The sequence below is a fragment of the Streptomyces thermocarboxydus genome, assembly GCF_024760485.1.
Lineage (GTDB): Bacteria > Actinomycetota > Actinomycetes > Streptomycetales > Streptomycetaceae > Streptomyces > Streptomyces cellulosae.
The window spans coordinates 1,143,998-1,166,123 of record NZ_CP058273.1 but is presented as its reverse complement, the minus strand read 5'-3'; the positions used below and the strand labels follow the sequence as shown (position 1 = coordinate 1,166,123).

The 22,126-nt window shown below is 71.8% G+C and carries 19 protein-coding genes and 1 pseudogene; 18 read left to right on the top strand and 2 right to left on the bottom strand.

Annotated features, from left to right (window positions below; translation table 11 throughout):
• Nucleotides 1-124: 124 nt before the first annotated feature.
• From AY578_RS05420 to AY578_RS05405, 4 genes and pseudogenes are all read left to right on the top strand, one after another.
• Nucleotides 125-691 (top strand): DUF4365 domain-containing protein, encoded by a 567-nt coding sequence (locus AY578_RS05420; RefSeq protein WP_019523789.1) that lies wholly within the window; start codon nt 125-127, stop codon nt 689-691.
• Nucleotides 688-1,893, top strand: a pseudogene (locus tag AY578_RS05415) (hypothetical protein). Before AY578_RS05420 ends, AY578_RS05415 begins: the two are co-directional and overlap by 4 nt.
• A 93-nt stretch (nt 1,894-1,986) precedes the next feature.
• Complete coding sequence (gene thrS, locus AY578_RS05410; protein ID WP_258902132.1) at nt 1,987-3,963, top strand: threonine--tRNA ligase; 1,977 nt, start codon at nt 1,987-1,989, stop codon at nt 3,961-3,963.
• A 151-nt stretch (nt 3,964-4,114) separates the two neighbouring features.
• On the top strand, nt 4,115-4,663 hold the full coding sequence (locus tag AY578_RS05405; RefSeq protein ID WP_026243670.1) for an HIT family protein: 549 nt from the start codon (nt 4,115-4,117) through the stop codon (nt 4,661-4,663).
• Nucleotides 4,664-4,721: 58 nt separating this feature from the next.
• On the opposite strand, the gene AY578_RS05400 is transcribed toward AY578_RS05405, so the two are convergent.
• Together AY578_RS05400 and AY578_RS05395 are read right to left on the bottom strand one after the other, a co-directional pair.
• Nucleotides 4,722-6,377, bottom strand: a complete 1,656-nt coding sequence (locus tag AY578_RS05400) for an AbeC-like domain-containing protein (protein ID WP_019523785.1) — start codon at nt 6,375-6,377, stop codon at nt 4,722-4,724.
• 216 nt (nt 6,378-6,593) lie between these two features.
• A complete protein-coding gene (locus AY578_RS05395) occupies nt 6,594-8,792 on the bottom strand; it encodes an elongation factor G-like protein EF-G2 (protein WP_258902131.1) in 2,199 nt (732 codons plus the stop codon).
• 255 nt (nt 8,793-9,047) lie between these two features.
• Here AY578_RS05395 and pgsA point away from each other — a divergent pair, with 255 nt between their 5' ends.
• The 14 genes from pgsA to AY578_RS05325 all read left to right on the top strand — a co-directional run bounded on the left by pgsA (nt 9,048) and on the right by AY578_RS05325 (nt 22,042).
• Entirely contained in the window at nt 9,048-9,773 is a 726-nt protein-coding gene (pgsA, locus tag AY578_RS05390) for a phosphatidylinositol phosphate synthase (protein ID WP_019523783.1), read from the top strand.
• Nucleotides 9,770-10,699 carry a phosphatidylinositol mannoside acyltransferase gene (locus AY578_RS05385; protein ID WP_136237622.1) on the top strand — a complete coding sequence of 310 codons (930 nt, stop codon included), beginning with the start codon at nt 9,770-9,772 and terminating at the stop codon, nt 10,697-10,699. The genes pgsA and AY578_RS05385 overlap by 4 nt, the downstream gene beginning before the upstream one ends.
• Entirely contained in the window at nt 10,696-11,859 is a 1,164-nt protein-coding gene (locus AY578_RS05380) for a glycosyltransferase family 4 protein (RefSeq protein WP_019523781.1), read from the top strand. Before AY578_RS05385 ends, AY578_RS05380 begins: the two co-directional genes overlap by 4 nt.
• Before the next feature lie 519 nt (nt 11,860-12,378).
• Nucleotides 12,379-12,921 (top strand): LemA family protein, encoded by a 543-nt coding sequence (locus tag AY578_RS05375; RefSeq protein WP_020700071.1) that lies wholly within the window; start codon nt 12,379-12,381, stop codon nt 12,919-12,921.
• A gap of 143 nt (nt 12,922-13,064) precedes the next feature.
• Nucleotides 13,065-13,976: a pyridoxal 5'-phosphate synthase lyase subunit PdxS gene (gene pdxS / locus AY578_RS05370; protein WP_019523779.1), complete on the top strand. Its 912-nt coding sequence runs from the start codon at nt 13,065-13,067 to the stop codon at nt 13,974-13,976.
• Entirely contained in the window at nt 13,976-14,581 is a 606-nt protein-coding gene (gene pdxT / locus AY578_RS05365) for a pyridoxal 5'-phosphate synthase glutaminase subunit PdxT (RefSeq protein WP_019523778.1), read from the top strand. Before pdxS ends, pdxT begins: the two co-directional genes overlap by 1 nt.
• A 48-nt stretch (nt 14,582-14,629) precedes the next feature.
• Nucleotides 14,630-15,382 (top strand): YebC/PmpR family DNA-binding transcriptional regulator, encoded by a 753-nt coding sequence (locus tag AY578_RS05360; protein ID WP_019523777.1) that lies wholly within the window; start codon nt 14,630-14,632, stop codon nt 15,380-15,382.
• Between the two features lie 106 nt (nt 15,383-15,488).
• Complete coding sequence (ruvC, locus tag AY578_RS05355) at nt 15,489-16,067, top strand: crossover junction endodeoxyribonuclease RuvC (protein WP_019523776.1); 579 nt, start codon at nt 15,489-15,491, stop codon at nt 16,065-16,067.
• A complete protein-coding gene (ruvA, locus tag AY578_RS05350; RefSeq protein ID WP_019523775.1) occupies nt 16,064-16,669 on the top strand; it encodes a Holliday junction branch migration protein RuvA in 606 nt (201 codons plus the stop codon). Before ruvC ends, ruvA begins: the two co-directional genes overlap by 4 nt.
• Before the next feature lie 61 nt (nt 16,670-16,730).
• Nucleotides 16,731-17,801 (top strand): Holliday junction branch migration DNA helicase RuvB, encoded by a 1,071-nt coding sequence (gene ruvB / locus AY578_RS05345; protein ID WP_019523774.1) that lies wholly within the window; start codon nt 16,731-16,733, stop codon nt 17,799-17,801.
• Nucleotides 17,802-17,966: 165 nt separating this feature from the next.
• Nucleotides 17,967-18,449, top strand: coding sequence for a preprotein translocase subunit YajC (gene yajC / locus AY578_RS05340; RefSeq protein WP_019523773.1), 483 nt, complete (start codon nt 17,967-17,969; stop codon nt 18,447-18,449).
• 135 nt (nt 18,450-18,584) lie between these two features.
• Complete coding sequence (gene secD, locus AY578_RS05335; RefSeq protein ID WP_078611500.1) at nt 18,585-20,381, top strand: protein translocase subunit SecD; 1,797 nt, start codon at nt 18,585-18,587, stop codon at nt 20,379-20,381.
• A gap of 3 nt (nt 20,382-20,384) precedes the next feature.
• Nucleotides 20,385-21,497: a protein translocase subunit SecF gene (gene secF, locus AY578_RS05330; protein WP_019523770.1), complete on the top strand. Its 1,113-nt coding sequence runs from the start codon at nt 20,385-20,387 to the stop codon at nt 21,495-21,497.
• Nucleotides 21,494-22,042, top strand: a complete 549-nt coding sequence (locus tag AY578_RS05325) for an adenine phosphoribosyltransferase (RefSeq protein WP_019523769.1) — start codon at nt 21,494-21,496, stop codon at nt 22,040-22,042. The genes secF and AY578_RS05325 overlap by 4 nt, the downstream gene beginning before the upstream one ends.
• Nucleotides 22,043-22,126 lie beyond the last annotated feature (84 nt).

Sequence of the window (22,126 nt, the reverse complement as noted above, 5' to 3'; positions counted from 1 at the left end):
ACTGCTCGCAGCGGTGATACCCGCCCTGTTTGCGCACTACGCGGGGAGGAGACAACAGGAGTACGGGTCTTTGCAGTTCAGCGACCCGCGCATGGGATTCGACTGTTCTGGAAGGCTGTTGGTCATGGCCATCGCGCAGCCCGAACGGGGCGGGCTGCTGCCGGAGCGCACACCTGCCGCTCGCGGCACCCTCGCCACCACCGCCTGCATGGAGACCCTGCAGGTCGGCTACCTCCACGCCGTCGCCGCCGCGGCCGGCTGCTCGCTGTCCCAGCCCTTCCCGGACAACGGCATCGACTGGCACGTCAGCCACAGCGCCCCCGGCCACCTCGTCGACGACGAGGTCACCATCAAGGTGCAGCTCAAGGCCACCTCGCAGATCGCCCCCCACCCCCGGGGACGCTCCTTCTCCTTCACCCTGGACAACGCCCACCTGGAAAAGCTCGCCCGCACCCCGGTCACCGTGCACAAGATCCTCGTCGTGATGATCCTGCCGCGCTCCCAGGACGACTGGCTGCGCGCCGGACACGACCGGCTCGACCTGCGCCACTGCTGCTACTGGGTCAACCTCGCCGGACACCCCGTCACCGGCCGCCGCCGCACCACCGTACGGATCCCCACCTCACGCATCTTCGACGACCGGGCGCTGTGCGAGATCATGACGCGGGTCGGCAGGGGAGGCAGACCATGACCCACCGCCCCACCGGCGAACCCGCCCGGCCCGTACGCCCGCACCCCGCCGACGCCTTCCCCGACGCCCCGCCGCCCGAGGCCTCCGGCGCCGACCCCGCCGTGCTCACCGCCCTGCTCCGCCGGCACGGCTGGGAGCGGCGCGGCGGCGCCCCCGGACGCTACGGCCGCTGGACCCCGCCAGGCCCGGGCACCGGCACCAGCCTCCTCGTCCCGGCCGGCCGGACCTTCCCCGACAGTGAGGACCTGCTCGCCGAGGCCCTGGACGCGCTGTCCCGCAGCGGCACGCCCTCCGCCCGCGAGATCCTGCTCGCCCTCGCCGTGCCCAGCGACGAGATCCGCTGGTCCCGCGACCTCCCGACAGGTCCCGGCGACGCCGTCGCCTGGACGGCGGAGGAACAGCTCAGGACCGCCGCCCGCCGCACCCTGCTCGCCGCCGCGCTCGCCACCGCGCCCGCGCGGCTACCACGGCGCCCGCCACCGCCGGCCGCCGCCGCCCTGGACGGCGTGCTGGTGGGCCCCGCCCCGGACGGCCGCGGCCTCACCGCCTTCGTGCCCGTCGCCACCGGCCGCCCGCTCGCCGTGTGCCTGTTCCACGCCCTGCACGCCGCCCGCGAGGCCGTCGACCACCGGCGGGCCACCGGCTCCATGGACGCCTTCGCCACCGCCGTCGGCGCGGGCGTCAGCCACGAGCTCACCGAGGCCCTCGTCGCTCTGGTCCGGGGCGCCGAGGGCGCCCGCGTCGGCGTGGACTGGGCGCCGGCGGCCGGGGTGCCCGAGGGGTGCGCGGCCGCCGGGCCCGTCGCGTTCACGCCCGGCGACCTGCCCGTCCTGCTGGAGGCCGGCCGCCGCTACCAGCGCGCGGAACCCTCCGTCACCGGGGCCGTCGTGCGGATGTACCGGTCGCAGCCCCGGGGCGAGGGCCTGGTGCGGCTGCGGGTGCTGGCGGGCGCCGAGGTCGGGCACCTCCGGGTGACGCTCGGCGAGGAGGACTACCGGATCGCCGGGCACGCCCACCTCATGGGGCTCCCGGTGCGGATGCGCGGCCGGCTGGCCGGACGCAGCGGGTTCCGGCGACTCACCGAGGTCCGGCAGGTCGCGCCGGTCCAGGCCGACGAGGCCGAACGCGACCGGCTGCTCAAGGTGCTCCAGGAGAGCGCGGACGACTTCGGGGAGGCCTTCGGGCCGTCCTGCGACAGCTGATTTCGCCTGCACCGGTCCCGGGTCGGTACGATCGCACCCATGCGTGCGCTCCGGTATGGCGCCGCGACCACAGCCTTCAGTCAGGAGAGACCGGTGTCAGACGTCCGTGTGATCATCCAACGCGATTCCGAGCGGGAAGAACGCGTGGTGACGACGGGCACTACGGCCGCCGAGCTCTTCGCCGGCGAGCGCTCGATCATTGCCGCCCGGGTGAACGGCGAACTCAAGGACCTCTCGTACGAGGTCCAGGACGGCGAGACCGTCGAGGGCGTCGAGATCTCCTCCGAGGACGGCCTCAACATCCTGCGCCACTCCACCGCGCATGTGATGGCCCAGGCCGTGCAGGAGCTGTTCCCCGAGGCCAAGCTGGGCATCGGCCCGCCGGTGCGGGACGGCTTCTACTACGACTTCGACGTGGAGAAGCCCTTCACGCCCGAGGATCTCAAGGCCATCGAGAAGAAGATGCAGGAGATCCAGAAGCGCGGCCAGCGCTTCTCCCGCCGCGTGGTGACCGACGAGGCCGCCCGCGAGGAACTCGCCGACGAGCCGTACAAGCTGGAGCTGATCGGCCTCAAGGGCTCCGCCTCGCACGACGACGGCGCGGACGTCGAGGTCGGCGCCGGTGAGCTGACGATCTACGACAACATCGACCCCAAGACCGGCGAGGTGGCCTGGAAGGACCTCTGCCGCGGTCCCCACCTGCCCACCACCCGGAACATCCCGGCGTTCAAGCTGATGCGCAACGCGGCCGCCTACTGGCGCGGCAGCGAGAAGAACCCGATGCTCCAGCGCATCTACGGCACCGCCTGGCCCTCCAAGGAGGAGCTCAAGGCGCACCTGGAGTTCCTCGCCGAGGCCGAGAAGCGCGACCACCGCAAGCTCGGCAGCGAGCTCGACCTGTTCTCCATCCCGGAGCAGATCGGCTCCGGCCTCGCCGTCTTCCACCCCAAGGGCGGCATCATCCGCCGGGTCATGGAGGACTACTCGCGCCGCCGGCACGAGGAGGAGGGCTACGAGTTCGTCTACACCCCGCACGCGACGAAGGGGAAGCTCTTCGAGACCTCGGGCCACCTGGACTGGTACGCCGACGGCATGTACCCGCCCATGCAGCTCGACGACGGCGTGGACTACTACCTCAAGCCCATGAACTGCCCGATGCACAACCTGATCTTCGACGCGCGCGGCCGCTCGTACCGCGAACTGCCGCTGCGCCTGTTCGAGTTCGGGACCGTGTACCGGTACGAGAAGTCGGGTGTGGTGCACGGCCTGACCCGCGCCCGCGGCTTCACCCAGGACGACGCGCACATCTACTGCACGCGCGAGCAGATGTCCGAGGAGCTGGACAAGACCCTCACCTTCGTCCTGAACCTGCTGCGCGACTACGGCCTCACCGACTTCTACCTGGAGCTGTCGACCAAGGACCCGGAGAAGTTCGTCGGCTCGGACGAGGCCTGGGAGGAGGCGACCGAGACGCTGCGCCAGGTCGCCGAGAAGCAGGGCCTGCCGCTGGTCCCGGACCCGGGCGGCGCCGCCTTCTACGGCCCGAAGATCTCCGTGCAGACGAAGGACGCCATCGGCCGCACCTGGCAGATGTCGACCATCCAGCTCGACTTCAACCTGCCGGAGCGCTTCGACCTGGAGTACACGGGTCCGGACGGATCCAAGCAGCGCCCGGTCATGATCCACCGCGCGCTGTTCGGCTCCATCGAGCGGTTCTTCGCGGTGCTCCTGGAGCACTACGCGGGCGCGTTCCCGGCGTGGCTGGCGCCGGTGCAGGCGGTGGGCATCCCCGTGGGTGACGCCCACGTCGAGTATCTGGAGAAGTTCGCCGCGGAGGCCAAGCAGAAGGGCCTGCGCGTGGAGGTCGACTCCTCCTCGGACCGTATGCAGAAGAAGATCAGGACGGCGCAGCGGCAGAAGGTCCCGTTCATGATCATCGTGGGTGACGACGACATGAACGCGGGCACGGTGTCGTTCCGGTACCGCGATGGCTCGCAGGAGAACGGCATCCCGCGTGACGAAGCGCTGGCGAAGCTCTTTGACGTCGTAGAGCGCCGCGTGCACGTGTGATCCACTCCCCGCGTCAGCGGGGATGGCCCGATGCGGAAGGCCCACAAGCACAAGGTGCCGTGCTCCCCGCCGCAGCGGGGCTTCGAGGCCCCTGGGTACGACCCGGGGGCCTTTTTGCCGCCTCCCCGCGGTCACGCCATATGCTGCACGCATGACGAGTGAGCCGGAGCAGCAGTTGGGAGTGGGCACGCAGGACGCGTTCCAGCGTCTGTGGACGCCCCACCGGATGGCCTACATCCAGGGCGAGAACAAGCCGAGCGGCCCCGGTGCCGGCGACGGCTGCCCCTTCTGTTCCCTCCCGGCCGCGTCCGACGAGGACGGGCTGATCCTGCGCCGCGGCGAGCTGGTGTACGCGGTGCTCAACCTGTATCCGTACACCGGCGGCCATCTGATGACCGTGCCCTACCGGCACGTGGCCGACTACACGGAGCTCACCGTCGAGGAGACGGCGGAGCTCGCCGCGCTCACCAAGCAGGCGATGACGGCGCTGCGCACGGCGTCGGGCGCGCACGGCTTCAACATCGGCATGAACCAGGGCACGGTCGCGGGCGCGGGCATCGCCGCCCACCTCCACCAGCACGTCGTCCCGCGCTGGGGCGGCGACACCAACTTCATGCCGGTCATCGGCCACACCAAGGTGCTGCCGCAGCTGCTGGCCGATACCCGCAAGATGCTCGCGGAGGCCTGGCCGGCGGCCTGACGCCCTGGACGCGGGGGAGAGGCGGGGTCCGCAGCGGCGCACCCCGCCCGCCTTCCGGCTACGCGTCGTACAGGTCGGCCTTGCTCGGCGTCGCCTCCTGGACCGCCGTGGACAGGGACGACGAGCGGGAGCCGAACTTCGTGGTGTCCACGCCGTTCTCGTCCAGCACCTTGATCGCCGCCGAGTGCACCACGCGCAGCACCGGCGTCGCCGCCCGCAGCGCGTCGTCCGCCATGAACCGGTGCCGCCAGGGCTTGTCCGCCCAGGCGTGCCGCAGCCCGAACGGCTCCGGCAGGGTCAGCTTGCCGCCCAGCCAGTACAGCAGCGGCGGGTACTTGGTCAGGGGCGCGCGGGCGGCCAGGCGTACCACCTCGTCCGAGTCGACCAGCGGGAGCTTGATTTTCCGGGTCTCCCAGAACTTGACCGACTTCTGGACCTCCTTCTCCTTCGCCGCCGGCTTGGTGGTGAACAGCGAGTGCACCGGGCCCAGGGCGTGTCCGGTGACCTCGATGCGCAGCGTCTCGTGCAGCACGGTCACCGTGATCAGCATCGTGATCACCAGCTGGCCGTCCCACAGGGTCCACTGCACGCCCAGGTAGTGCCGGTCGCCCGCGCCGAACTGCTGCTTGTTGCAGATCTCCTGCACGGCGTGCTGCTTCACCTGGTACGCCTCGACGTCCGTGCCCTCGGGCCGGGTGACCGCCGTGGCGTTCTCCCCGATGGGGGTGACGATCCAGTGGCGAATCGACGGCTTGGGGAAGCCGCCCGTGTTCAGCGGGCCGCGCTCCAGCATGCGCAGCCGGTCGTGGATGGCCTTGATGACGTCCCAGCTGCGGAACGGGTGGATCTCCCGGCCGGGGTCGGCGGGCACCAGGTCCTCGGCGAGCTGCCAGCTGCCCCAGCGGGTGCCCATTCCGAGGATGCCCTTGGGGCCGGCGTAGAAGACGGAGTTGGACTGCTGCTCGGCGCTGAGCCGGGCCAGCGACTGGCGCAGCTGCTCGGCCGCCGTCTCGCCGGGGCTGCTGGGCACCGCCTCGGGCACCTTGGCGCCGATGCTGCTGCCCGACAGCAGGCTGTCCCAGCGCTCCCGCAGGTCTCGGGCGGTGCGCTCGCAGATCTGCTTGGCCCAGAACCAGCCGAGCACCGGGGCCACGACCGCCGCGCGCGCGTACCAGGCCCAGAACCCGGTGAACGGCATGCGCAGCAGGAACAGCACGGCGAGCGCGCCCACGCCGACCAGCAGGGCGGTGGCGAGCGCGCCGGCCCGCTTGTCCTCGCGCTTGGCCATCGTCGTACGGATCTGGAAGACCAGCAGCCACAGGAGCAGGCCGGGCAGGAACAGCAGCCCGCACAGCACCATCACGGCGGTCAGCCAGTTGTCGCGCTCGCGGCGGATGCGGTGGGCCGCCAGCGCGTGCTCCACCACGACCTGGGGCTGGGTGCCGAAGGACTGGATGAGCGGGGCGCGGCCGGAGCCCAGCATCCGGTCGATGATCGCCCGGGAGAACGCCTCGCCGAGATTGGGCCGGAACAGCTTCATCCGCGGCTTGCCGACCTCCGACTTGTGCCACTCGCTGTTGGCCTTGAGTATCTCCTCGGCCTCGTTGTCCCGGTAGGCCGCCGAGGCCAGCGCGAACGTGGGCGTCTGGCCCTCGTCGCCCGTGCGCGGCACCTGCGGACCGAAGAACTCCGCGTAACCGCTCTCAACGGTCATTCCCGCCCCCGATCGCCGCGACTGTCGTCTTGCGGCCTTCCCGACTTCCGTGCTGCGCACACCTGTTGATCAGGTCTTCAGCGTATAGGCAGCCACCGCCGTCCGCCGGGGGTCGTTCCAAGCCGTTCTCCGGTACGGGGGAGACGTGACGGGGTGAAGCGGAAGCGCGGCCGCGCACACGGGCGCCCGCCGGGCGGTGAGCGGGCGCCCGGCGCGTCAGGAGGCGGCGCGCGCCTCCCCCTTGACCCGTTCCGCGACCTGCGGCGGCATCGGTTCGTGGCGGACGTAGCGGCGGCTGAAGCGTGCGGTGCCGTGCGACAGCGACCGCAGGTCGACGGCGTACCGGCCGATCTCGATCTCCGGCACCTCCGCCCGGATCAGCGTGCGCCCGCCGGGCGACTGCTCGGTGCCCAGCACCCGGCCGCGGCGCCCGGACAGGTCGCTCATCACGGTGCCCACGTAGTCGTCGCCGACCAGCACGGACACCTCCGCCACCGGCTCCAGCAGATGGATCTTCGCGTCCGCGGCGGCCTCCCGCAGCGCCAGCGCGCCCGCCGTCTGGAACGCGGCGTCCGAGGAGTCCACCGAGTGCGCCTTGCCGTCGAGCAGTGTCACCCGCACGTCGACGAGCGGATGCCCGGCCGCAACTCCCCTCTGCGCCTGGGCCCTTATCCCCTTCTCCACCGACGGGACGAACTGCCGCGGTACGGCGCCGCCGACGACCTTGTCCACGAACTCGATGCCGGAGCCGTTCGGCAGCGGCTCCACCTCGATCTCGCAGATCGCGAACTGCCCGTGCCCGCCGGACTGTTTGACGTGCCGTCCGCGCCCGGACGCGTCGGAGCCGAACGTCTCCCGCAGCGACACCCGGTGCGGCACCACGTCGACCTGCACGCCGTACCGGCTGCGCAGCCGCTCCAGCGCCACGTCCGCGTGCGCCTCGCCGAGACACCACAGCACCACCTGATGGGTGTCCTGGTTCTGCTCGAGCCGCATCGTCGGGTCCTCGGCCACCAGCCGGGACAGCCCCTGGGACAGCTTGTCCTCGTCCGCCTTGCTGTGCGCCTCGATGGCCAGCGGCAGCAGCGGATCGGGCATGTCCCACGGCTCCATGACCAGCGGGTCGTCCTTCGAGGACAGGGTGTCGCCGGTCTCCGCGCGGGACAGCTTCGCCACGCAGGCCAGGTCGCCCGCGATGACGTGCGACACCGGCCGCTGCACCTTGCCGAACGGCGTGGACAGCGCGCCGACCCGCTCGTCGACGTCGTGGTCCTCGTGGCCCCGGTCGCTCAGGCCGTGTCCGGAGACGTGCACGGTCTGGTCGGCGCGCAGCGTCCCGGAGAAGACCCGCACCAGCGACAGCCGGCCCAGGTAGGGGTCGGACGACGTCTTCACGACCTCCGCGACCAGTGGGGCGTCCGGGTCGCACGGCTTCAGCTCGCGCGGCCTGCCGTCCGGCGTGGTCACCTGCGGGGTGCCGTGCTCCAGCGGGGTCGGGAAGCCGCCGGTGATCAGATCGAGCAGTTCCACGGTGCCGAGCCCCTGGCGGGCGCCGGGGGCGGCGGGCGCCGCGGCCAGGACGGGGAAGAAGACGCCCCGCGCCACCGCGCGTTCCGCGTCGTCGATCAGCGTCTTGACGTCGACGTCCTCACCGCCGAGGTAGCGGTCCATGAGGGTCTCGTCCTCGCTCTCGGAGATGATCCCCTCGATCAGCCGGCCGCGCGCCTCCTCGATCAGCGGCACCTGGTCCCCGACGGGCTCGTTCGCCACGCGCTCGCCGCTCGAGTAGTCGAACAGCTTGCGCGTCAGCAGCCCGATCAGCCCGGTCACCGGCCGGTGCCCGTCCGGTCCCTCGGGGCCGCGCAGCGGCAGGTACAGCGGCAGCACCGCGTCCGGGTCGTCCCCGCCGAAGGTCTCCGCGCAGACCCGGGTCATCTCCTCGAAGTCGGCGCGGGCCGCCTCCAGGTGCGTGATCACGATGGCGCGGGGCATGCCGACCGCCGCGCACTCGTCCCACACCATGCGGGTCGAGCCGTCCACGCCGTCCGCGGCCGAGACGACGAAAAGGGCCGCGTCCGCCGCTCGCAGACCGGCCCTGAGCTCCCCGACGAAGTCGGCGTAGCCGGGGGTGTCCAGAAGGTTGACCTTGATGCCGTTCCACTCCGCCGGCACCAGGGAGAGCTGCACCGAACGCTGCTGCCGGTGCTCGATCTCGTCGTAGTCGGAGACGGTGCCGCCGTCCTCCACGCGGCCCGCCCGGTTCACCGCCCCCGCGGTCAGCGCGAGGGCCTCCACCAGAGTCGTCTTGCCCGATCCGGAGTGGCCGACCAGCACCACGTTCCGTACGGACGTGGGGCGGTCGGCCGCCTGTGCCCTGCCGGCGGCCCCGGGGTGTGTGTGCGCCTTGTCGCCCATGATCCTGCCTCCCGTGCACGGTGAGGTCACTGTGGGCGCGGACCCGTGGAAGCCTTCCCCGGACCCCGTCCGGGGGCATCGCCTGCGGTGCGGCTCCGGCGGCGCCCGCGGTTCTTCGAGCTTTCCACTCCCGTCACGGCGCGTCCATACGAAGGACGTGATCCCCGCCGCGGCCCCGGTCCCGGCGGGACGCCGCGGCGGCCCGCGCGCGGCGGTCCGGGTGCCCCGCAGCCACGCCCGCGCGCGGTGACTACGATGGGCCCGCCGGTGGCCAGCAGGGGCCACACGGCCACACCGACCGTCGGGAAGGCCATGCTGAACAAGTACGCGCGTGCATTTTTCACGCGTGTCCTCACACCGTTCGCCGCGTTTCTCATCCGGCGGGGGGTCAGCCCGGACACGGTCACGCTCATCGGCACCGCGGGCGTGGTGGCCGGCGCGCTGGTGTTCTATCCGCGCGGCGAGTTCTTCTGGGGCACGGTCGTCATCACGCTGTTCGTGTTCTCCGACCTGGTCGACGGCAACATGGCCCGGCAGCTGGGCCGTTCCAGCCGCTGGGGCGCCTTCCTGGACTCCACCCTGGACCGGGTCGCGGACGGCGCGGTCTTCGGCGGCTTCGCCCTCTGGTACGCGGGCTCCGGAAACGACAACGTGCTGTGCGCGGTGTCGATCTTCTGCCTCGCCAGCGGCCAGGTGGTGTCGTACACCAAGGCGCGCGGCGAGTCGATCGGGCTGCCGGTCGCCGTCAACGGGCTGGTGGAGCGGGCCGAGCGGCTGGTGATCTCGCTGGTCGCGGCCGGGCTCGCGGGCATGCACAAGTTCGGCGTGCCCGGCATCCAGTACCTGCTGCCGATCGCCCTGTGGGCGGTCGCCGTCGGCAGCCTCGTCACGCTGATCCAGCGCGTGGTCACCGTGCGCCGCGAGTCCGCCGAGGCGGAGGCCGCGGAGCAGCAGGCGCAGGGGAGCGAGGCCGCCCAGTGAGCGCCGGGGAGCGGCTCACCGACGCCCTGTACGGCGCGGGCTGGGGCACCGTGAAGAAGCTGCCCGAGCCGGTCGCCGTGCGCCTGGGCCGGACCATCGCCGACGCCGCCTGGAAGCAGCGCGGCAAGGGCGTGCAGCGGCTGGAGAGCAACTACGCGCGCGTGGTGCCCGACGCGACCCCCGAGCGGCTCGCCGAGCTGTCCCGCGCGGGGATGCGGTCGTACCTGCGGTACTGGATGGAGTCCTTCCGGCTGCCCGCCTGGAGACCGGAGCGGATCGCCGAGTCCTTCACGGCGAAGGACCTGCACCATCTCAACGAGGGCATGGCGGCCGGCAAGGGCGTCGTCCTGGCGCTGCCGCACCTCGCCAACTGGGACCTCGCCGGCGCCTGGGTCACCACCAAGCTCGGCATACCGTTCACCACCGTCGCCGAGCGCCTGAAGCCGGAGACGCTGTACGACCGGTTCGTCGCCTACCGCGAGGGCCTCGGCATGGAGGTCCTCCCGCACAGCGGCGGCTCCGCCTTCGGCACGCTCGCCCGGCGGCTGCGTGACGGCGGCCTGGTCTGCCTGGTCGCCGACCGGGACCTGTCCGCCTCGGGCGTCGAGGTCGACTTCTTCGGCCACGCCGCCCGCATGCCCGCGGGGCCGGCCCTGCTGGCCCAGCAGACCGGCGCGCGGCTGCTGCCCGTGACCCTCTGGTACGACGAGTCGCCCGTGATGCAGGGCCGGGTGCATCCCCCGGTCGAGGTTCCCGCGTCAGGTACGCGCGCCGAGAAGACGTCTGTGATGACACAGGCGCTGGCCGACGCCTTCGCCACGGGAATCGCCGAGCATCCGGAGGACTGGCACATGCTGCAGCGGTTGTGGACCGAGGACCTCGACCCCGCGCGCGCCCCCGGGCGGGACCGGGAGGGCACGGCGTGAGGATCGGCATCGTCTGCCCGTACTCCTGGGACGTGCCGGGCGGCGTCCAGTTCCACATCCGCGACCTGGCCGAGTACTTCATCCGCCAGGGGCACGAGGTGTCCGTCCTCGCCCCGGCGGACGACGACACCCCGCTGCCCCCGTACGTCGTGTCCGCGGGCCGCGCGGTGCCGGTGCCGTACAACGGCTCGGTGGCCCGGCTGAACTTCGGGTTCCTGTCCGCCGCGCGGGTACGGCGCTGGCTGCACGACGGCTCCTTCGACGTGGTGCACATCCACGAGCCGTCGTCTCCGTCCCTGGGCCTGCTGACCTGCTGGGCGGCGCAGGGGCCGCTGGTGGCGACCTTCCACACCTCCAACCCGCGCTCCAAGGCGATGATCGCCGCGTACGCCATCCTCCAGGCCGCGCTGGAGAAGATCAGCGCGCGGATCGCGGTGAGCGAGTACGCCCGGCGCACGCTGGTGGAGCACCTGGGCGGGGACGCCGTCGTCATCCCCAACGGCGTCGACGTCGACTTCTTCGCCAAGGCCGAGCCCAGGCCCGAGTGGCAGGGCGACACCATCGGCTTCATCGGCCGCATCGACGAGCCCCGCAAGGGACTGCCGGTGCTGATGCGGGCCCTGCCGAAGATCCTCGCGGCCCGGCCGCAGACGCGGCTGCTGGTCGCGGGCCGGGGCGACGAGAAGGAGGCCGTGGAGGACCTGCCGAGGGAACTCCGCTCCCGGGTCGAGTTCCTCGGCATGATCAGCGACGAGGACAAGGCGCGGCTGCTGCGCAGCGTGGACCTGTACGTGGCGCCGAACACGGGCGGGGAGAGCTTCGGCATCATCCTCGTCGAGGCGATGTCGGCGGGGGCGCCGGTGCTGGCGTCCGACCTGGACGCCTTCGCACAGGTCCTGGACCAGGGCGCGGCGGGGGAGCTGTTCGCCAACGAGGACGCGGAGGCGCTCGCGGACGCGGCGGTGCGGCTGCTGGGCGACCCGGAGCGCCGGGAGGAGCTCCGCGCGCGGGGGAGTGCGCATGTGCGGCGCTTCGACTGGTCCACGGTGGGGGCGGACATCCTGTCCGTCTACGAGACGGTCACGGCGGGCGCGGCGGCGGTGGCGACGGACGACAGGGCGACGGGGTTGAGGGCCCGCCTGGGCCTGGCCCGGGACTGAGCCCTCGCCGACATCGGCGGGGTGAACGTGCGGAGGGGCGCGGGGAACTGCGCGACGAGCCCCCGACGGCCCGCACCCGGCGTACGACGCTGCGAGGCACCCCGTCAGCCGCAGGTACGGCGCTGCAGCCGAGGCCCGCTGAGGGGTGCCGCCTGGGCCCACCTCGGCTTCGCCCGAGCGGGGGACCCCCGTCGCCCTGGGGGCACCTCCCAGGCCCTCAAGGCACTGGGGGAGGCACGACTCGCCCGCAGGCGGCGGGGGGCTGGCGCAGACGGCGGCGGCTGCACCTCCAAAGGGGCGCGGGGAACTGCGCGACGAGCCCTCGACGGACCGCACCCGGCGTACGACGCCGCGAGGCAACCCCGTCAGCCGCAGGTACGGCGCTGCAGCCGAGCCTCGCCGGGAGGGTGCCGCCTGCGCCCACCCGTGCCGCCCCAAGCGGCACGACTGCCCGCAGGCGGCGGTGGGCGTACGCCCCCAGGACAGAACCCGGCGCAGCCGGTACTAGCCTTGCCGCCCGTGACCCCAACCCTCATCTGGATCCTCGTCGTCCTCATCGCCGTAGGGCTTTACCTCAGTTGGACGGCGGGCCGGCTGGACCGCCTGCACGCCCGGATCGACGCCGCCCGGGCCGCGCTCGACGCGCAACTGCTGCGCCGCGCCTCCGTGGCGCAGGAGTTGGCCACCTCCGGGGTGCTCGACCCCGCCGCCTCGATCGTGCTGTACGAGGCCGCGCACGCCGCGAGGCAGGCCGTCGAGGAACAGCGCGAGGTTGCCGAGAGCGAGCTCAGCCAGGCGCTGCGGGCGGTCCTCGCCGACCCCCAGCAGGTGGACGCGGTCAAGGAGGCCCCCGGGGGGGAGGAGGCCGCCCTGGAACTCGCCGAGGCCGTCCGCAGGGTCCCCATGGCCCGCCGCTTCCACAACGACGCCGTACGCGCCGCCCGCGCGCTCCGCCTGCACCGCAAGGTCCGCTGGTTCCGGCTCGCCGGACACGCCCCGTTCCCGATGGCGTTCGAGATGGACGACGAGCCCCCGGCCGCGCTGATCGAGCGGGCCGCCTGAGGCCCGACAGCGGTTTCCGGCCACCCGGCACCCCCGCCCCGACCGAAAACGAGCCACCGGCTCATCATTGGCCCTTGCTGTGGCCTGCTCCGGTCACGTTTCCTCGGTGCTGCAGAATCCCCCTCATCCCAGCGAGGTCATTCGTGTCCAGCACGCTCTCCGAAAACCAGGGTCCCGAGACCGGCACCGCGCGCGTGAAGCGCGGCATGGCCGAGCAGCTCAAGGGCGGCGTGATCATGGACGTCGTCACGCCGGAGCAGGCGAAGATCGCCGAGGACGCGGGCGCCGTCGCCGTCATGGCCCTGGAGCGCGTCCCGGCCGACATCCGCAAGGACGGCGGTGTGGCCCGCATGTCCGACCCGGACATGATCGAGGGCATCATCGACGCCGTGTCCATCCCGGTGATGGCGAAGTCCCGCATCGGCCACTTCGTCGAGGCCCAGGTGCTCCAGTCGCTCGGCGTCGACTACATCGACGAGTCCGAGGTCCTCACCCCGGCCGACGAGGTCAACCACTCGGACAAGTGGGCGTTCACCACCCCGTTCGTCTGCGGCGCCACCAACCTGGGCGAGGCCCTGCGCCGCATCGCCGAGGGCGCCGCGATGATCCGCTCCAAGGGCGAGGCCGGCACCGGCAACGTCGTCGAGGCCGTCCGCCACCTGCGCCAGATCAAGAACGAGATCGCCCGCCTGCGTGGCTACGACAACAACGAGCTGTACGCCGCCGCCAAGGAGCTGCGCGCCCCGTACGAGCTGGTCAAGGAGGTCGCCGAGCTGGGCAAGCTGCCCGTCGTGCTGTTCTCCGCCGGCGGTGTGGCCACCCCCGCCGACGCCGCGCTGATGCGCCAGCTGGGCGCCGAGGGCGTCTTCGTCGGCTCCGGCATCTTCAAGTCCGGCGACCCCGCCAAGCGCGCCGCGGCCATCGTGAAGGCGACCACCTTCTACGACGACCCGAAGATCATCGCGGACGCGTCCCGCAACCTGGGCGAGGCCATGGTCGGGATCAACTGCGACACCCTGCCCGAGACCGAGCGCTACGCCAACCGGGGCTGGTGATGACCGCTCCCGTGATCGGAGTGCTCGCACTCCAGGGTGACGTACGGGAGCATCTGGTGGCCCTGGCCGCGGCGGACGCCGTGGCCAGGCCCGTCCGCCGCCCGGAGGAGCTCGCCGAGGCCGACGGCCTGGTGATCCCGGGCGGGGAGTCCACCACGATCTCCAAGCTGGCCGTGCTCTTCGGCCTCATGGAGCCCCTGCGCGCCCGCGTGCGCGCCGGCATGCCCGTCTACGGCACCTGCGCCGGCATGATCATGCTCGCCGACAAGATCCTCGACCCGCGCTCCGGGCAGGAGACCGTCGGCGGCATCGACATGATCGTGCGCCGCAACGCCTTCGGACGGCAGAACGAGTCCTTCGAGGCCGCCGTCGAGGTCAAGGGGATTTCCGGGGAACCCGTGGAGGGTGTCTTCATCCGCGCCCCCTGGGTGGAGTCCGTCGGCGCGTCCGCCGAGGTGCTCGCCGAGCACGGCGGACACATCGTCGCGGTCCGCCAGGGCAACGCGCTGGCGACGTCCTTCCACCCGGAACTCACCGGGGACCACCGGGTGCACCGCTTCTTCGCCGACATGGTGCGGGCGGACCGGCGGGGCGAGTCCTTGTAGGATTCCTGCGTTCGTTGCAGAGATGGGTTACGCGAAGGAGACAGGCAGATGTCCGGCCACTCTAAATGGGCCACGACGAAGCACAAGAAGGCCGTGATCGACGCCAAGCGCGGCAAGCTCTTCGCGAAGCTCATCAAGAACATCGAGGTCGCGGCCCGGATGGGCGGAGCGGACCCCGACGGCAACCCGACGCTGTACGACGCCATCCAGAAGGCGAAGAAGCAGTCGGTGCCGAACAAGAACATCGACTCCGCGGTCAAGCGCGGCGCGGGCCTCGAGGCCGGCGGCGCCGACTACGAGACGATCATGTACGAGGGCTACGGCCCCAACGGCGTCGCGGTCCTCATCGAGTGCCTCACGGACAACCGCAACCGCGCCGCCTCCGACGTCCGGGTCGCGATGACCCGCAACGGCGGCTCCATGGCCGACCCGGGCTCGGTGTCGTACCTGTTCAACCGCAAGGGCGTGGTGATCGTCCCCAAGGGCGACCTGACCGAGGACGACGTCCTCGCCGCCGTGCTCGACGCGGGCGCGGAGGAGGTCAACGACCTCGGTGAGAGCTTCGAGGTGATCAGCGAGCCGACCGACCTGGTCGCGGTCCGCACCGCGCTCCAGGACGCCGGCATCGACTACGAGTCGGCCGACGCCAACTTCGTCCCGACCATGCAGGTCCAGCTGGACGAGGAGGGCGCGAAGAAGATCTTCAAGCTCATCGACGCGCTGGAGGACAGCGACGACGTGCAGAACGTCTTCGCCAACTTCGACGTGAGCGACGAGATCATGGAGAAGGTCGACGCCTGACGCGTAGCACGGCGGCGGGCCGACGGGACACACCCCGTCGGCCCGCCGCTTTGTCGGTGGCACCCGATAGCCTGCACAAACAGGTGATCGAGCAAGGGGGCGACGCGTGCGCGTACTGGGGGTGGACCCGGGGCTGACCCGGTGCGGTGTCGGCGTCGTCGAAGGGGTCGCGGGACGCCCGTTGACCATGCTCGGCGTGGGCGTCGTCCGCACACCCGCCGACGCCGACCTCGGGCACCGCCTGGTCGCCGTCGAGCAGGGTCTGGAGCAGTGGCTCGACGAGCACCGCCCGGAGTTCGTCGCCGTGGAGCGCGTCTTCAGCCAGCACAACGTGCGCACGGTGATGGGCACCGCCCAGGCCAGCGCCGTCGCCATCCTCTGCGCCTCCCGGCGCGGCATCCCCGTCGCGCTGCACACGCCCAGCGAGGTCAAGGCCGCCGTCACCGGCTCGGGCCGCGCCGACAAGGCCCAGGTCGGGGCCATGGTGACCCGCCTGCTGCGGCTCGACGCGCCGCCCAAGCCGGCCGACGCCGCCGACGCCCTCGCGCTCGCCATCTGCCACATCTGGCGCGCCCCCGCCCACAACCGCCTCCAGCAGGCCGTCGCCGCCCACGCGGCGCGGACCCCGCCGACCACACCCCGGGCCCCCGCGGCCCGTCACGCATCGAAAGGCCGTACGGCATGATCGCCTTCGTCAGCGGCACGGTCGCCGCCCTCACCCCCGACACCGCGGTGGTCGAGGTCGGCGGCGTCGGCATGGCCGTCCGGTGCACGCCGGACACGCTGTCCACGCTCCGCGTCGGACAGCCCGCGAAGCTCGCCACCTCCCTCGTCGTCCGCGAGGACTCCCTCACGCTGTACGGCTTCGCCGACGAGGACGGCCGCCAGGTCTTCGAGCTGCTCCAGACCGCCAGCGGCGTCGGCCCCCGGCTCGCCCAGGCCATGCTCGCCGTGCACAGCCCCGACGCCCTGCGCCGTGCCGTGGCCACCGGCGACGAGAAGGCGCTCATGGCCGTCCCCGGCATCGGCAAGAAGGGCGCCCAGAAGCTGCTCCTCGAGCTGAAGGACCGGCTCGGCGAGCCCACCGGCGCCCCCGCCGTCGGCGCGCCCGTCACCTCCGGCTGGCGCGACCAGCTGCACGCCGCCCTCATCGGCCTGGGGTACGCGACCCGCGAGGCCGACGAGGCGGTGGCCGCGGTGACCCCCCAGGCGGAGGCCGCCGAGGGCGCCGTACCGGTGGGGCAGCTGCTCAAGGCGGCCCTGCAGACGCTGAACCGCGCCCGATAGACCGCCGCCCGCCGGCCCACGACCGCGCCCGAGTCCGTACGGAGAGCTGAGGCACACGCACATGAACTGGGACGACACGAACGACACCGCCGCCTCCGAGCGGCTGGTGGAATCGGTCGCCGACCGCGAGGACCAGGCCGTCGAGGCCGCGCTGCGCCCCAAGGACCTGGGTGAGTTCATCGGCCAGGAGAAGGTCCGCGAGCAGCTCGACCTGGTGCTGCGCGCCGCCCGCGCCCGCGGCGCCACCGCCGACCACGTGCTGCTCTCCGGCGCCCCCGGCCTCGGCAAGACCACCCTCTCCATGATCATCGCCGCGGAGATGGGCGCCCCCATCCGCATCACCTCGGGCCCCGCCATCCAGCACGCCGGCGACCTCGCCGCGATCCTCTCCTCCCTCCAGGAGGGCGAGGTCCTCTTCCTCGACGAGATCCACCGCATGTCCCGGCCCGCCGAGGAGATGCTCTACATGGCGATGGAGGACTTCCGCGTCGACGTGATCGTCGGCAAGGGACCCGGCGCCACCGCCATCCCCCTGGAGCTGCCGCCCTTCACCCTGGTCGGCGCCACCACCCGGGCCGGCCTGCTGCCGCCCCCGCTGCGCGACCGCTTCGGCTTCACCGCGCACATGGAGTTCTACGAGCCGGGCGAGCTGGAGCGGGTCGTCCACCGCTCGGCGAGCCTGCTCGACGTGGAGATCGACGCCGAGGGCGCCGCCGAGATCGCCGGACGCTCCCGCGGCACGCCCCGCATCGCCAACCGCCTGCTGCGCCGCGTCCGGGACTACGCGCAGGTCAAGGCGGACGGCCGGATCACCCAGGACGTCGCCGCCGCGGCCCTCGCGGTGTACGAGGTGGACGCCCGGGGCCTGGACCGGCTGGACCGCGCGGTGCTGGAGGCGCTGCTGAAACTGTTCGGCGGCGGCCCGGTCGGCCTGTCCACGCTCGCCGTCGCGGTGGGGGAGGAGCGTGAGACCGTGGAGGAGGTGGCCGAGCCCTTCCTGGTCCGGGAGGGTCTGCTCGCCCGTACCCCGAGGGGACGGGTGGCGACGCCCGCGGCCTGGTCGCATCTCGGCCTCACGCCGCCGCGCCGGCAGGCCGCCGGAAACGGACAAGGGGACCTGTTCGGGGCGTGACGGCGAGCACGCTGGTCCGGGCAGGAACCCCGGTGCCATGCTGAGCGTTGTTCCGTTGGTGCGGACTCGCTTAGACTCCGCCGATGCCGCCCTTGCCGGCGGCACCACATACCCCCAACCATCAGGCCGTTCACCAACGCGGTCGTGTGAAGGAAGTTCCGACCCGTGAGTCTCCTGACCCTCCTCCCGTTCATTGTGCTCATCGGGGCCATGTTCCTGATGACCCGGTCGGCCAAGAAGAAGCAGCAGCAGGCCATCGAGATGCGGAACCAGATGCAGCCCGGTTCCGGCGTCCGCACGATCGGGGGCATGTACGCCACGGTCAAGGAGGTCAACGAGGACACCGTCCTCCTCGACGCCGGGCCGGGTGTGGAGCTGCTGTTCGCCAAGAACTCGATCGGTGCCGTCCTGACCGACGAGGAGTACAACCGCATCGTGCACGGCATCGAGCACGACCTGAAGTCCGACGCCGACGTCGTCCCCGACGACGCCTCCTCCCTCACCGAGACCGACGACGCCTCCGACGCTGCCGCCGACTCCGACGACACGCCTGTCGACCTCGGCAAGAAGGACGCGGAGGACGAGCCGGCCGACGCCACGGCGGACGCGCACGCGAAGAAGTCCGAGGGCGACTCCGACGCGAAGTAGCCGCGTTCCGGGGCGCGCGGGTGGAGCCCGCGCGCCCCGGATCATGCCCGGCTCGCACGGGATCATCCCGACACCATGTCATGGCCGCCGGCCTCCCGACCGGGGACGAGGCGGCCCGAGAGGGAGTACGAGAAGGTGGCAGCACTCAAAAAGGGACGGAACGCGAGCGCCACAAGCAAGCCGTGGCGCTCGCTGGCTCTGATCCTGATCGCCATCGTGGCGCTCACCGGAGGGATGTTCGCCTCCGGGCACACCACTCCGCGTCTCGGCATCGACCTGGCCGGCGGAACGAGCATCACGCTGGCAGCGGTCCCCGAGGCGGGCCAGGAGTCCGCGATCAACAAGACCAACATGGACACCGCGGTCTCCATCATGGAGCGGCGTGTCAACGGTCTGGGCGTCTCCGAGGCCGAGGTCCAGACGCAGGGCGACCGCAACATCATCGTCAACATTCCCAAGGGCACGAATTCCAAGCAGGCCCGGGAACAGGTCGGCACCACCGCCAAGCTCTACTTCCGTCCCGTGATCGCCACCGAGCTGGCCGAGGGCGGCGCCGCCCCGCAGCCCAGCGCGACCGGCGAGCCCTCCGCCGCCCCCTCCGGCGACAAGGCCGACGACAAAGCCGGCGACAAGGGGGACAAGGCGACGGACGGCGCGAGCGAGAAGGCCACCGACGGCTCCTCCGCGTCCGCCGACCCCTCGGCGAGCGCCACCACCCAGGGCCGCGCGGTCACCGACGCCCTGAAGGCCGACGAGAGCCCGGCCGCCACGGACAAGGCCAGCCCCTCCCCGTCCGCGACGGGCGGCGCGTCCGACGACCCCGACGCCAAGCTCCAGGCCGAGTACGCCAAGCTCGACTGCACCAAGGAGAGCGTCCGCGCCACGGCCGGTGACGGCGCCAAGGCCACCGAGTCCACCGTCGCCTGCGGCCAGAACTCCCAGGGCCAGTGGCAGAAGTACATCCTCGGCCCGGCCGCCGTCGACGGCACCGACGTCGACGAGGCCGACGCCGTCCTGAACACGCAGTCCGGCGCCGGCTGGACCGTGACCATGAAGTTCACGGGCGAGGGCTCCAAGAAGTTCGCCGACATCACCGGCCAGCTCGCGCAGAAGCAGTCCCCGCAGAACCAGTTCGCGATCGTCCTGGACGGCGAGGTCGTCTCCGACCCGTACGTCCGGCAGGCCCTGACCGGCGGCAACGCCGAGATCTCCGGCAACTTCAACCAGCAGTCGGCGCAGGAGCTGGCCAACATGCTGTCCTACGGCGCGCTGCCGCTGACCTTCCGCGAGGACAGCGTCACCACCGTCACCGCCGCCCTCGGCGGCGAGCAGCTCCAGGCCGGTCTGATCGCCGGCGCCATCGGCCTCGCGCTGGTGATCCTGTACCTGCTCTTCTACTACCGCGGTCTGTCGTTCATCGCCGTCGCGTCGCTGATGGTCTCCGCGGCCCTCACCTACGTGATCATGGCGCTGCTCGGCCCGACCATCGGCTTCGCGCTGAACCTGCCGGCCGTCTGCGGCGCCATCGTCGCCATCGGCATCACGGCGGACTCGTTCATCGTCTACTTCGAACGGGTCCGGGACGAGATCCGCGAGGGCCGCTCGCTGCGCCCCTCCGTGGAGCGGGCCTGGCCGCGCGCCCGGCGCACCATCCTGGTCTCCGACTTCGTGTCCTTCCTCGCCGCCGCAGTGCTCTTCGTGGTCACCGTCGGCAAGGTGCAGGGCTTCGCGTTCACCCTGGGTCTGACCACCGTCCTCGACGTCGTGGTGGTGTTCCTCTTCACCAAGCCGCTGCTGACGCTGATGGCCCGCCGCAAGTTCTTCGCGAGCGGCCACAAGTGGTCCGGTCTCGACCCGAAGGCGCTGGGCGCGAAACCGCCGCTGCGCCGCACCCGTCGTCCCTCCGCCCCTGCCCAGACGAAGGAGGCGTGAGAGATGTCGAAGCTCGGCACCCTCGGCGCCCGACTGCACCACGGCGAGATCGGCTACGACTTCGTCAAGAACCGCAAGATCTGGTACGGCATCTCGATCCTCATCACCATCACGGCCATCGTCGGCCTGGCGGTGCGCGGCCTGCACATGGGCATCGAGTTCCAGGGCGGCGCGGTCTTCACCACCCCGAAGAACATGAGCGTCTCGGTGTCCACCGCCGAGGGCTACGCGGAGGACGCCTCCGGCCACGACGCCATCGTCCAGAAGCTCGGCGACGGCAGCATGCGGATCCAGGTCGCGGGCATCGACACCAAGACCTCGGACACCATCAAGGACCGGCTCGCCGAGGACCTCAAGGTCGACGCGGAGAAGATCAACGCCGAACTGGTCGGCCCCAGCTGGGGTGAGCAGATCGCCAACAAGGCCTGGCAGGGCCTGGGGATCTTCCTGATCCTGGTGGTGATCTACCTGGCGATCGCCTTCGAGTGGCGGATGGCGCTCGCCGCGTTCGTCGCGCTGATCCACGACATCACCATCACGGTCGGGATCTACGCCCTCGTCGGCTTCGAGGTCACCCCCGGCACGGTGATCGGTCTGCTCACCATCCTCGGTTACTCCCTGTACGACACGGTGGTCGTCTTCGACAGCCTCAAGGAACAGACCAGGGACATCACCAAGCAGACCCGCTGGACCTACAGCGAGATCGCCAACCGGTCGATCAACAGCACCCTGGTGCGGTCGATCAACACCACGGTGGTCGCGTTGCTCCCGGTGGCGGGCCTGCTGTTCATCGGCGGCGGCGTCCTGGGCGCCGGCATGCTGAACGACATCTCCCTGTCGCTGTTCGTCGGCCTCGCCGCCGGCGCCTACTCCTCGATCTTCATCGCCACCCCGCTCGTCGCCGACCTCAAGGAGCGCGAGCCGGCCATGAAGAGCCTGAAGAAGCGCGTGCTGGCCAAGCGCGCCCAGGGCGGCGACCCGGACGAGGGCCAGGACGCCCTCGTGCCCGACGACGACCAGGACGAGCCCGACGTCGCGGCGGCGGTCGTCGGGCCCCGCAACCAGCCCGCGTCCCGTGCCCGTGGCCGCGGCCGACCCTCGGGGAAGCGCCGATGAGCGACCACGCCGACCTGTCCGCCCTGCTGCTGAGCCGCATCCGGGACGTGGCGGACTACCCGGAGCCGGGCGTGATGTTCAAGGACATCACCCCGCTCCTGGCCGACCCCAAGGCGTTCGACGCGCTCACCGATGCTCTCGCGGACGTCGCCCGCCGGGCCGACGCCACCAAGATCGTCGGCCTGGAGGCCCGCGGGTTCATCCTGGGCGCCCCGGTCGCCGTCCGCGCCGGCCTCGGCTTCATCCCCGTCCGCAAGGCGGGCAAGCTCCCCGGGGCCACCCTCAGGCAGTCGTACGACCTGGAGTACGGCTCGGCGGAGATCGAGGTCCACGCGGAGGACCTCGGCGCCGAGGACCGCGTCCTGGTCGTCGACGACGTCCTGGCCACCGGCGGCACCGCCGAGGCGTCCGTGCAGCTCATCCGCAGGGCGGGCGCCGAGGTCGCGGGCCTCGCGGTGCTGATGGAGCTCGGCTTCCTCGACGGCCGGGCCCGGCTCGAGCCCGCCCTGGCGGGCGCCCCGCTGGAGGCGCTGCTCACGGTCTGAGAAACCCCTGGGGCGCCGGAGACGGCCCCGGAAACAGCACGCAGGCGGACCCGGAGGAATCCGGCGTCCGCCTCGTGCGTTTCT